This window comes from Actinomadura sp. WAC 06369 (assembly GCF_003947565.1).
Lineage (GTDB): Bacteria > Actinomycetota > Actinomycetes > Streptosporangiales > Streptosporangiaceae > Spirillospora > Spirillospora rifamycini.
Window position 1 is genome coordinate 67780 of sequence record NZ_QHJN01000017.1, and the last position, 11831, is coordinate 79610.

General features: G+C 75.3%; 9 protein-coding genes. 4 read left to right on the plus strand and 5 right to left on the minus strand.

Annotated elements, in window-relative coordinates; all coding sequences use genetic code 11:
- Positions 1-56: 56 nt before the first annotated feature.
- A complete protein-coding gene (locus DMH08_RS07570) occupies positions 57-1196 on the minus strand; it encodes a mechanosensitive ion channel family protein (protein WP_125612588.1) in 1140 nt (379 codons plus the stop codon).
- A 190-nt stretch (positions 1197-1386) separates the two neighbouring features.
- Between DMH08_RS07570 and uvrC the strand changes: the two genes are divergently transcribed.
- From uvrC to whiA, 4 genes are all read left to right on the plus strand, one after another.
- The gene (gene uvrC, locus DMH08_RS07575; RefSeq protein ID WP_125612590.1) at positions 1387-3570 is read left to right on the plus strand and encodes an excinuclease ABC subunit UvrC; all 2184 of its coding nucleotides are present in this window, start codon (positions 1387-1389) and stop codon (positions 3568-3570) included.
- Positions 3567-4445 carry an RNase adapter RapZ gene (gene rapZ / locus DMH08_RS07580; protein ID WP_026406104.1) on the plus strand — a complete coding sequence of 293 codons (879 nt, stop codon included), beginning with the start codon at positions 3567-3569 and terminating at the stop codon, positions 4443-4445. Before uvrC ends, rapZ begins: the two co-directional genes overlap by 4 nt.
- 54 nt (positions 4446-4499) lie before the next feature.
- A complete protein-coding gene (locus tag DMH08_RS07585; protein WP_026406103.1) occupies positions 4500-5459 on the plus strand; it encodes a gluconeogenesis factor YvcK family protein in 960 nt (319 codons plus the stop codon).
- A gap of 61 nt (positions 5460-5520) precedes the next feature.
- The gene (gene whiA, locus DMH08_RS07590) at positions 5521-6501 is read left to right on the plus strand and encodes a DNA-binding protein WhiA (RefSeq protein WP_026406102.1); all 981 of its coding nucleotides are present in this window, start codon (positions 5521-5523) and stop codon (positions 6499-6501) included.
- Positions 6502-6555: 54 nt separating this feature from the next.
- On the opposite strand, the gene DMH08_RS07595 is transcribed toward whiA, so the two are convergent.
- The 4 genes from DMH08_RS07595 to DMH08_RS07610 all read right to left on the minus strand — a co-directional run bounded on the left by DMH08_RS07595 (position 6556) and on the right by DMH08_RS07610 (position 11679).
- Positions 6556-7773: a hypothetical protein gene (locus DMH08_RS07595; RefSeq protein WP_125612592.1), complete on the minus strand. Its 1218-nt coding sequence runs from the start codon at positions 7771-7773 to the stop codon at positions 6556-6558.
- Positions 7770-9041, minus strand: a complete 1272-nt coding sequence (locus DMH08_RS07600; protein ID WP_125612593.1) for a hypothetical protein — start codon at positions 9039-9041, stop codon at positions 7770-7772. The genes DMH08_RS07595 and DMH08_RS07600 overlap by 4 nt, the downstream gene beginning before the upstream one ends.
- Positions 9038-9736 carry a hypothetical protein gene (locus DMH08_RS07605; protein ID WP_125612595.1) on the minus strand — a complete coding sequence of 233 codons (699 nt, stop codon included), beginning with the start codon at positions 9734-9736 and terminating at the stop codon, positions 9038-9040. The genes DMH08_RS07600 and DMH08_RS07605 overlap by 4 nt, the downstream gene beginning before the upstream one ends.
- Positions 9737-9828: 92 nt before the next feature.
- Complete coding sequence (locus DMH08_RS07610; RefSeq protein WP_158642268.1) at positions 9829-11679, minus strand: heparinase II/III domain-containing protein; 1851 nt, start codon at positions 11677-11679, stop codon at positions 9829-9831.
- Positions 11680-11831: the final 152 nt, after the last annotated feature.

Sequence of the window (11831 nt, forward strand, 5' to 3'; positions counted from 1 at the left end):
CGGGGCGCGGCGGCGGAGGGTTCCGGCTCGGCCGCGCCGTGACGGCGGCCGCGCCGTCAGGCGCCGCGCACGGGGCCGTTGGCTCGGCCGCCCTCGGACGGGCGGGAGGCGTCGGCCCGGGCCGACTCGGCCGGTGCCCCCGGCTCGCTCTGCCCGGTCTGCGGTGGCGCGTCCGGCGCGTCGGTGCGGAAGCGCGGGAGCGCGTCCGGATGGTGCGTGCGCACGTAGGAGATCAGGTGCTCCCGGACGTCGCAGCGGAGGTCCCACGTGGCGGACGAGTCCGCGGCGGTCATGATCGCGCGCAGCTTCACCAGGCCGTTCGGGAGGACGTCGGTGGCCTGCAAGGCCCAGTCGCGGCCGTCCCACAGCCGGTGCCCGCGCAGGTACGCGTGCAGCGACTCGCGCAGCTCGTCCAGCGGGACCGACCAGTCGACGGCCAGCTCCACCGAGCCGTACAGGCGGGTGGAGTGCCGGGTCCAGTTCTCGAACGGCTGCTCGGTGAAGTACGACACCGGGAAGATCATCCGGCGGTCGTCCCACAGCCGCACCACCACGTAGGAGAGCGTCAGCTCCTCGACGCGCCCCCATTGGCCGTCGGCGACCACGACGTCGTCCAGCCGCAGCGCGTCGCCGAACGCCAGCTGCAGGCCCGCGAGCAGGTTGCCCACGGCCGGCTTGGCGGCGATGCCGACGACGACGCCCGCGAGGCCCGCGGACGCCAGCACCCCGGCGCCGATCGCGCGGACGGCGGGGAAGGTGAACAGCGCGGCGCCGACCGCGAGCACGATCAGGACGACGGCCCCGATGCGGCGCAGCAGCAGCATCTGGGTGCGGGTCCGCCGGGCCCGCCGGTTGCGGTCGCCGCCGACCTCCATGAGGCGGTCCAGCGGCGGGTCGGTCAGCGCGTAGATGATGCGGAGCACCAGCCAGGCGGTCGCGCCGATCACCGCGATGCGCAGCGCGTGCGCCACGACCTGCTGGCCGCCGTCCCACAGGTGCTCGTACGGCATCGCGCCGCCGAGGCTCGCGACCACCGCGAACACGAACGCCGGCGCCGCGCAGCGGCGGGCGACGTTGCCGGCCGCCGGCCAGCGCGCGGACAGCCGCCCGGCCAGCAGCCGCCGCACGGCCTCCACGACGACGACGCAGACGGCGACGGCGGTGGCCAGCACGATCCAGGCCCAGAAAGCGGACACGGTCGCTTCGACCCCCTCGGAGAGCACGAAAAGAGCAGTTCAACGATACTTTCCGATGGCTTTGCCGATATACGCGTGTGCCGCCGAGATCTCGGTCACCGGCCCCGCGGTCCCGTCCATCGGGAACCGGCGGGCGCCGCCGGGGGCGGAGGCGCGCGGCGTGTCGGCACCGCCCACTAGCATTTCGAGCGTGGCAGATCCGGCGACCTACCGACCAGCACCCGGCTCCGTCCCGGAGTCCCCGGGCGTGTACCGGTTCCGCGACGAGCACGGCCGCGTCATCTACGTCGGCAAGGCCAAGAACCTGCGCTCGCGGCTGAACTCCTACTTCGCCGACTTCACGGCCCTGCACCCGCGCACCCAGACGATGGTGCGGACCGCGGCGCGGGTCGACTGGACGGTCGTCGGCACCGAGGTCGAGGCGCTGCAGCTCGAATACTCCTGGATCAAGGAGTTCGATCCGCGGTTCAACGTCCGCTACCGCGACGACAAGTCCTATCCCTATCTCGCGGTCACCCTCGGCGAGGACTTCCCGAGGGTGATGGTGATGCGGGGCGCCAAACGCAAGGGCGTGCGCTACTTCGGGCCGTACTCCCACGCCTGGGCGATCCGGGAGACGGTCGACCAGCTCCTGCGCGTGTTTCCCGTCCGGACGTGCAGCGCGGGCGTGTTCAAGCGGCAGCACCAGCTCGGCCGGCCGTGCCTGCTCGGCGACATCGGCAAGTGCTCCGCGCCGTGCGTCGGCCGCGTCTCGCCCGACGGGCACCGGGCCCTCGCCGAGGACTTCTGCGCCTTCATGGCGGGCGAGACGGGCCGCTTCATCAAGAGCATCGAGACGGCGATGCGCGCGGCCGCCGCCGAGCAGGAGTACGAGCGCGCCGCGCGGCTCCGCGACGACATGCGCGCCCTCGAGCGGGCGCTGGAGAAGCAGGCGGTGGTGCTGCCCGACAGCACCGACTGCGACATGATCGCCTTCGCCGAGGACGAGCTGGTCGCGGCCGTCCAGGTGTTCTACGTGCGCGGCGGCCGCATCCGGGGGCAGCGGGGCTGGGTCGTCGACAAGGTCGAGGAGGTCACGACCGCCGACCTCGTCGAGCACTTCCTCATCCAGATCTACGGGGAGAGCGAGGCGGTGCCGCGCGAGGTGCTCGTCCCGGAGCTGCCGCCCGAGCCCGACCCGATGGCCGAGCTGCTGGCCGAGCGCCGCGGCGGGCCCGTCCGGCTGCGGGTGCCGCGGCGGGGCGACAAGAAGGCGCTGCTGGAGACGGTCGAGCGCAACGCCCACGAGGCGCTCAAGCAGCACAAGACGCGCCGCGCCGGCGACCTGACGACCCGCAGCGTGGCGCTGCGCGAGTTGCAGGAGGCGCTGGAGCTGGACGACGCGCCGCTGCGGATCGAGTGCTACGACGTGTCGAACCTGCAGGGCACGAACGTCGTGGCGTCCATGGTCGTGTTCGAGGACGGGCTGGCCCGCAAGAGCGAGTACCGGCGGTTCACGATCAAGGCGGTGGAGGGGCAGGACGACGTCCGCTCGGTGCACGAGGTGATCACCCGCCGGTTCCGCCGCTACCTGGCCGAGAGCGAGCGGACCGGCGAGCTGGACTCGCTCGGCGACCCGGAGGCCGAGACCGGGGGGACGCCGGACGGCGGGACGCCGATCGACCCGGAGACCGGGAAGCCGCGCAAGTTCGCCTACCCGCCGAACCTGGTGGTGGTGGACGGCGGCCCGCCGCAGGTCGCGGCGGCGCAGCGGGCCCTGGACGAGCTCGGCATCGAGGACATCCCGGTCTGCGGCATCGCCAAGCGGCTGGAGGAGATCTGGCTGCCCGGGGAGGACGACCCGGTGATCCTCGCCCGCAACAGCGAGGGCATGTTCCTCGTCCAGCGGCTCCGCGACGAGGCGCACCGGTTCGCCATCACGTTCCACCGGCAGCGGCGTTCCAAGGCCATGACGTTCAGCGAACTCGATAATGTTCCCGGTCTGGGCCCGGCGCGGCGCTCGGCGCTGCTGAAGCACTTCGGCTCGGTGAAGCGGCTGAAGGAGGCGACGCCGGAGCAGGTCGCCGAGGTCCCGGGCATCGGGCTGCGCAGCGCCGAGACCATCGTCGCCGCGCTGCACGGCACGACCGGCCACGGAGCACCGGGCCACGGAGCACCGGGCCACGGAGCACCGGGCCACGGAGCACCGGGTCCGGAGACGACGGAGCAGGGCACGACGGAGCACGGCACGACGGAGCACGGCACGACGGAGCACGGCACGGCCTCGGGCACGGGCCCGGGGAGCACGACGGGGAAGGAACCGGGCGACGGGCCCGCGGACACGGACGCGGGCGGGCCCGCGGCCGACGGGGAGCACAGGGGGAGACGGGCGTGACCAGCGAGACCAAGATTCCGGACATCGTCATCGTCACCGGGATGTCCGGGGCGGGCCGCAGCACCGCGGCCAAGTCGCTGGAGGACCTCGACTGGTTCGTGGTCGACAACCTCCCGCCGGGGCTGCTGGCCACCATGGCCGACCTCGGCGGGCGGGTGAAGGACGCGGTGCCGCGCATCGCGGTCGTGGTGGACGTGCGCAGCCGCGCCTTCACCGAGGACCTGCACTCCTCGATCGCCGAGCTCGAGGCGCGGGGCGTCCACCCGCGGGTGGTGTTCCTGGAGGCGAGCGACGCCGACCTGGTGCGGCGGTTCGAGAGCGTGCGGCGGCCCCACCCGCTGCAGGGCGACGGGCGGCTGGTCGACGGCATCGCGCGGGAGCGGGAGCTGGTCCGCGAGGTGCGCGCCGAGGCCGACCTGGTGATCGACACCAGCGGGCTGAACGTGCACGAGCTCCGCGCGAAGATCATCGGCTACTTCGGCACGGACACGGGAGAGTCGCGGCTGCGGGCCACCGTGGTGTCGTTCGGGTACAAGTACGGCCTGCCGGTGGACGCCGACCTGGTCGTCGACTGCCGGTTCCTGCCGAACCCGCACTGGGTGCCCGAGCTGCGGCCGAAGACGGGGCGGGACGGCGCCGTCCGCGACTACGTGCTGGGGCAGCGCGGCGCGAAGGAGTTCCTGGAGGCGTACACCGACGTCCTGCGGCTGCTCGCCGACGGGTACGAGCGCGAGGGCAAGCACTACGTGACGCTCGCCGTGGGATGTACCGGCGGCAAACACCGTAGTGTGGCCATGGCGGAACAGATCGCCGCCCGGCTGCGGGACGAGGGCCTCGACGTGCAGGTCGCCCATCGTGATCTCGGCCGTGAGTGAGACCCGGGCCGCGGTGACCCGGTGCGGGTCCCGGACGAGGAGAGAAACGGCACGGTGAAGCCCCTCGGGCCGAAGGTCGTCGCGCTCGGCGGCGGCCACGGACTGTACGCCTCGCTGTCGGCGCTGCGCCGCGTCACCGACCGGTTGACCGCCGTGGTCACGGTCGCCGACGACGGCGGTTCCAGCGGACGGCTCCGCCGCGAACTGGGCGTGCTGCCGCCCGGCGATCTCCGGATGGCGCTCGCGGCGCTGTGCGGCGACGACGAGTGGGGGCAGACCTGGCGGGACGTCGTGCAGCACCGCTTCCGCAGCGAGGGCGACCTGCGCGGCCACGCCGTCGGGAACCTGCTGATCGTCGCGCTGTGGGAGCTGCTCGCCGAGAACCCCGACTCGACCGTCGCCGGGCTCGACTGGGTGGGGCGGCTGCTGGGCGCGCACGGGCGGGTGCTGCCGATGGCGGCCGTCCCGATGGACATCGTCGCCGAGGTGCGCGGCGCCGACCCGTCCCGCCCGGACGAGGTCGGCCGGGTGCGGGGTCAGGTGGCGTGCGCCAGCACCCCGGGCGCCGTCCTCGGCGTGTCCCTGGTGCCGGCCGACCCGCCCGCCTGCCCGGAGACGATCGCGGCGGTCGAGGACGCCGACTGGATCGTGTTCGGCCCCGGCTCGTGGTTCACCAGCGTGCTCCCGCACCTGAAGGTGCCCGCGCTCGCCCGCGCCCTGACCTCGTCCAAGGCCCGCCGCGTCGTCGCGCTGAACCTGGCTCCGCAGCCCGGCGAGACCGACGACTTCTCCCCCCAACGCCACCTCGAGGTGCTCCAGGCGCACGCCCCCGACCTGACGGTGGACGTGGTCCTGGCCGACGACGGCGTGGTGGACGACCCGGACGCGCTCGACAAAGCCGTCCGGGAGCTCGGCGGGCGCCTCGTGCTCGCCGGGGTCGCCGCCGACGACGGCTCCCCGCGTCATGAACCCGCCCGCCTGGCCCAAGCCTTCGTACAGATATTCAGCGAGTGACGACCGGCGCGGCCGTTTTCGGCCACACTGCTGGAAGTCCGATAGGGGGAGGGGTCAACAGATGGCGATGACCGGTGTGGTCAAGGACGAGCTGAGCAGGCTCACGGTACTGAAGCCGTGCTGCCGCAAGGCGGAGGTCTCGACGCTGCTGCGTTTCGCGGGGGGTCTGCACCTGGTCAGCGGCCGCATCGTGATCGAGGCAGAGATCGACACGAACGTCGCCGCGCGGCGGCTCATCAAGGACATCTCGGAGGTGTTCGGGCACACCTCGGAGGTGGTGGTGCTCGCGCCGAGCGGGCTGCGCAAGGGCAACCGGTACGTGGTCCGGGTGTTCCGGGACGGCGAGTCCCTGGCGCGGCAGACGGGGCTGATCGACAACAACGGCCGCCCGGTGCGGGGGCTGCCGCGGCACGTGGTCGCGGGGGCGGCCTGCGACGCCGAGTCGGCCTGGCGGGGCGCGTTCCTGGCGCACGGGTCGCTGACCGAGCCGGGCCGGTCGATGTCGCTGGAGGTGACGTGCCCGGGCCCGGAGGCGGCGCTCGCGCTGGTCGGCGCCGCCCGCCGGCTCAAGATCCACGCGAAGGCCCGCGAGGTCCGCGGGGTGGACCGCGTCGTCGTCCGCGACGGCGACGCGATCAGCGCCCTGCTGACCCGGCTCGGCGCGCACGGCGCCGTGCTGCAGTGGGAGGAGCGGCGGATGCGCCGGGAGGTGCGCGCCACCGCGAACCGGCTCGCCAACTTCGACGACGCGAACCTGCGCCGCTCGGCGCGCGCGGCGGTCGCGGCGGGCGCCCGGGTGGCGCGCGCGCTGGAGATCCTCGGCGACGACGCGCCCGAGCACCTGGTGAACGCCGGGCGGCTCCGGCTGGAGCACAAGCAGGCGTCGCTGGAGGAGCTGGGCCAGCTCGCCGACCCGCCGCTGACCAAGGACGCCATCGCCGGCCGTATAAGGCGTCTGCTCGCCATGGCCGACAAGCGCGCCGGCGACCAGGGCATCCCCGGCACCGAGGCGAACCTCACCGCCGAGATGCTCGCCCCCTGACGCGGCCCGGCGGCGCGCCGTCCGGCGCCCGCCGGACGGCCGCGGCGCGGCCCGTCAGCGGGCGTGGTCGCCGCGCAGGATCCGTTCGATCAGGTCGTCGCGGAGCTGGCCGTACCCGGTCGCGGCCCACACGCTCCCCTCCGGGTCCGCCTCGAAGTACGGGACGGGACGGTCGCCGCGCTCGTCCAGCAGGTACTTCGGGGCGGTGCGGTTCTTCGCGGCGCGGGCGCACTCCCGGCAGGCCCGCACGTGCAGGCTGCGGCGGGTGCCCGGCGGCCGCCAGGTGAGCCGCTCGGCGACGTCGCCGTGCAGCGGGTTGAAGAAGCACAGCGGCTCGGCCGGGATCTCCGGGCCGCCGGAGGCCAGGGACGCCGCCGAGGCGAGCGCGTCCCGCCCCTGGTCGACCAGCACCAGCACGCCCGCGAGGTCGGGGACGCCGCGGGCGGCGTCGAGCACCTTCCCGGCGGCGGAGTAGGCGTCCAGCGCGCGGGCCAGCGGCCCGCGGACCGCGGGGTCGCCGCCCGGCAGGTCGGTGCGGTCCAGCGCCTCGCCGAACGCGATGACCTCGGCGGACGCCTGGGCGCGCAGCTCGTCGAGGGTGGCGCGGTCCGCCGTGGCGAACACCGTCCGCGGCAGCAGCAGCGCGTCGGCCCCGGACGTCCGCGCCTGTGCGGCCGCCGCCATCCGCCGCTGCCGCCACAGCAGCAGCCCGCCGACGGCCGCCGCCGCGACCGCCGCGCCGCCCAGCGCGGGGCCGAGGAACCCGCCGTCGCCGTCCCCCGCGCCGCCGGACCGCTCGCGGGACCGTGCGTCCAGCGCTTTCGCCTGCTTCTGGTACTCCTCGTTGCCCTTGCGGGTGCGGAGCAGTTCCAGCGTCCGGTCCAGCCGGTCGGCGAGCGACGCCTTCTTGAACTTCGGGTCCAGGGTGACCGCGAGGGCCGCGCGGCGCACCTCGCGGCTCTCGTCGCTGCCCGGATCGTCCGGCACGAGCCGGGAGGCCAGGGCGTCGGAGTAGTCGCCGAGCGTGACGAAGGCGCCGGAGCCGCCCAGCCGGGACTGGACCACGGCGGCGAGCTGCTCGGGCTCCTGCCAGGTGCCGCCCGCGATGATCGGCACGAGGACGACGTACGTCGGGCGGGGCTGCCGGCGCAGCTCCGCCAGGACCCGCCGCTTGCGCTCCGCGGGCAGCGCCGACTCCAGCGACGGGTCGATGTACAGCGGGGACCGGCGCAGCGCGGCGGCGATCTCCTCGCCGGGGGAGGGGGCGGTCATGACTCGACTCCGAGATGGGTGAGGACCTCCGCGGCCAGCGGGGCGCGCGCACCGTACTCGGCGGCGACCCACGGGCCGGTCAGGTCGTGGTGGGGGACCCTCCCGCCGGGGCGCGGGATCCGCAGGGTCAGCGACGCGATCCGGGAATGCTGCGCGTCGGCGCACGGCGCGCAGACGCGCCGCCGCTCGTTCCGGCCGGCGGCGCGGATCCGCTTCCGCCGCTCGGCCGGGCCGTGCAGCGGGTTGACGAAGCAGGGCGGGGCCGCCCGGTTCCCGGCGAGCGCCGCCGCCCCGTCCCGGGCGAGCACGATCACCACGACCAGGTCGTGGGCGCGGTCCGAGTCCGAACCGATGTCGTCGAACAGGATCTGCGCGGCGTCGAACGCCTCCGTCGCGCGCCGCTCGTTCGCTGCGCCGTCGCCCTGGGCGCCGACGAGCGCCGTGCGCAGCGCGGCCAGCTCGCTCTCGGCCTGCCGCCGCAGCCACCGCAGGCTGGGCGCGGACGGCGCCTGCGGCCGCTTGCGGTCCGTGCGGTCCCTGCGCCGCCACCGGCGGACCAGCCGCACGGCGGCGTAGAGGGCGCCGCCGGCGGCCGGGCCGATGAGCAGCAGCCCGAGGAAGAACGGCCCGGCGGGTTCGGGCTCGACGTCGCGGAGCGGCCCGTGCTCCGCGCCGAACGGGTCCAGCGTCCCGTAGAGGCCGCGGTTCTGCGGGGTCTCGGTGGCGGGCAGCGCCCGCACCTCCCGGATCCGGTCGATGATCCGCCCGCCGAGCCCGGCGAGGCGGTCGTCCTCGGGCGGCCTCTCGTCCTCGTAGTCCATCGCCGTGAGCCGGCGGCGGACACCGAAAGCCGTCACGTCCAGCCAGCCGCGCGCGTCGGCCACGACGTACAGGCCGCCCGTCCCGGTGCGCTGCTGCAGCAGGCGGGCGAGCAGGGGGCCCTGCCCCTGCGACTCCGACTCCGCCGGGTTGGGCACCACGACCACCCGGACCGGGACGCCCAGTTCGGCGGCGGCGTCCCGCACCTCCGCCCGGACGCGGGCGAGGTCCGCGCCGGGCAGCGCCGTCGGCAGGTCGGGGTCGACGAAGACGGGGTCGCGCGCGAGGGCGGCGGCGATCCGGTCCACGCGGGCGTAGCCGTGGTCGGGGAGCCGGGGCAGCGGATCGTCCGGGCCGGCGGCGGCGGGCGGCGCGAGCAGCGGCACGGCGAGGACGGCGGCGGCGAGCGCCGCGAGCAGCGACGCGGCGCGCCGGAGGTGCCTTCTCATTTCGCGCCCCGCTTCTTCCGCGTGCGCCCCCGCCGGACGCCGACTCCGGTGAGCAGCCCGATCGTGGCGAGGGCGCCCAGCGCGGTGCCGCCGAGCACGGCGGCGCGCTCGGCCGCGGCCGCCGCGGCCTCCTGCCGCTCCCGCCGGTCGAGCTGGATGCGCACCCTCGACTTCGGCTGCTGGTCGACCGGAAGGCGCTCGTCGGCGGTGCCGTCCAGGATCACCTGGACGAACGTGTCCACCAGCTTGACCACGCCGGCGTCGGAGGGCAGCCGGGACCGGGCGGACATCAGGGCGTCCTCGGCGGGCACCGAGCGCCCGCCGCCGAACATCCGGGCCGCTCCGCTGCGGTGGTTCAGCACGAGGTAGAGGCCGGGGCGGTTCAGGCGGTCGTACAGCAGCGCGGCGAACTTCTCCTGGTCCACATAGGACTCCAGCGACGCCGGGAAAACGACGACGTAATAGGGCACGTCGAGCCGGTCGAGGGCCCGCGCGACGCGGGGGCCGGTATCCGGCGGGACGGCACGGAGCATGTGGTCCGTGACGTACACGGGGTTCTCGCGCAGTGCGCGGGCCATCCGGTCGGCCCGCAGCCCGTCGGCGGACGCGCCCGGGGCCGGGGCGGCGAGGACCGCGGCCGGCGTCGCGAGGGCGAGCAGCACCGCGGCCATCAGCACGTACGCGATCCGCAGCATGGCATGAGATCTTAGGGGTCAGCCCAATAAAAGGCATTTGGGGTGCTAAATAACCCCACGATGGGCGGGGGCGGGCCGCCCGCGGGTTCCGGTCACCGCTCGCGGCGGAGGGTGCCGTCGGCGGCCGCGGTGAACACGAGCGGCCGCCCGTCCAGCAGCGCCTCCACCCGCACCCCGCCGTCCGGCAGCGGCGCCGCCCGGACCTCCGGCGGGGCCCCGCCCCGGACCGGGGCGATCAGCGTCAGGATCCGGGCCCGCTCGCCGCGGGCCCGAAACTCGACGACGGGCGCGGCGACCCGCTTCCCCGGGCCCGGGAAGACCCACCCCTGCGGCGGCGACGCCCGGCCCCGCACCGCCTCGGCCGCGCCCGGAGCCGCCGAGCCCGGCAGCGGGATCCGGACGAAGTGGACGCGGACGCCGTCCGCCTCGGCGACCGCGCCCGTTCCCTCGGCCGCCGCGGTGAACGCCGCCGGGAGGTGCCAGGACTGCGTGATGGCGCGGGGCGCCGCCGAGCGGGCCTCGTCGAGCACCGCGAGCGCGTCCGGACCGGACGCCGCCAGCACCGAGCGGGTCCGGGTCGTCCCGGCGAACGCCCTGTCGGAGAACGAGAACGTGTCGGCGCCGTCCGCGAACCGGTGCCGCGTCAGCTCGGTCCCGGCGGCGTGGTCGAACGCCGCCCCTTCGACGACGAACGTGTTGTGCGCGCGCGGAGAGTGCAGCCACTCGCGCCACGCCCGGTCGTTGTACCCGACGTGCCCGCTCGGCACGAGGACGTCCCGCCCGAGGGCGAAGAACGTCAGCGCCATGTGGTCGTTGTGGCCGTGCGCGTACCGGCCGGGCCCGAACCGCGCCGTGTACGCCATCTCGTCCTCGTAAGCCCGCTCGCCGTTCCCCCAGCCGGAGCGGCCCATCACGTACCCCGCCTCGTACACGCGCGCCCGCGCGTCCGGCGGTGCGCCCTTCTTCCCCCGCGCGGCGACGTAGGCGAGCGGCCCGCCGCCCGCCGTCCCGATGTCCTCGGCCCTCCCGGCCTGCGACTCGCCGATCTGCACGAGGTCCCCGGCCGGGGTCGTCTGGAACGCGATGAACTCGTCCATCAGCGCGTGCCTGCGCTCCAGTTCGGGCGGGACGGCCCGGCCGCACGCGCGCATCACCGTCATCGCCTTCCGCCACCGCGACCGGTTGTAGACGGTGTAGTGCGTCGACTGCTCGTTGTTCGCGCCCTGCGCGTCGATCGCGGGCCGGACCCCGTCCGGCGGGTCGAACACCGAGTCCAGCAGCCGCCCCGCGGCGAGGTCCGCCAGGTCGCGGCGGCCGATCGCGCAGGCGGCCGCCAGCAGGGTCATCGACTCGTCGGTGCCGTGGTTCCAGGGGCCGGAGTAGTGCTCGGGGTCGGCCAGCCAGGACGCGTGCCGGGCGATGGCCGCGTCGAGCCACGGCGCCGCCCGGTGCCCGCGCAGGCACACCAGCGTGGCGAGGCGGAACTTGGTCCCCTCGGCGATCGCCTCGCGCCGGTCCGCCCCGAACCGCTCCGGATCGCGGTTGTCGGCCAGCCAGTCCCGGACGATCCCCGCCGCGAGGTCGAGGGCGGCGGCGTCGCCCGTCCGCTCGTGCGCCTCGATCGTCCCGCCGAGCCATTCGAGGGAGTGGAACCACAGCAGCCACGTCCGGTCGCCGTACGGGTCCAGGCTCCAGTCGACGTCCGTCCCGGACGCGACCCGCACGGGCTCCCTGCCGACCGTCCGGAACCGCCCGGCCGCGGTCTCCGCGAGCGGATTGAGCCGGTCGAGCCCGTTGTAGCCGAGGCACACGCCCCGCACCCCGGCGGCGACGGCCTCCGCCGGAGGCACGGCGCTCTCCGGCGCGGCGTCGCGGCATCCGGACGCCGCCACCAGCAGCAGGACGGTCGCGGCGATGGCCGCGGCGCACGGGTAGCGGATCATCATGAGGCAGGGAAAACGGAAGACCCGGTAGGGATGACCAGCGCCGATGTCGGGACGGTGAACGCTCCGTAGGCCCGGCGGAACGGCGGGCGAACTCGCGGCCGGGGCGGGCCGCCGGGGGACGGCGGTGCCGGTCGGGCCTCCCTCGCGCG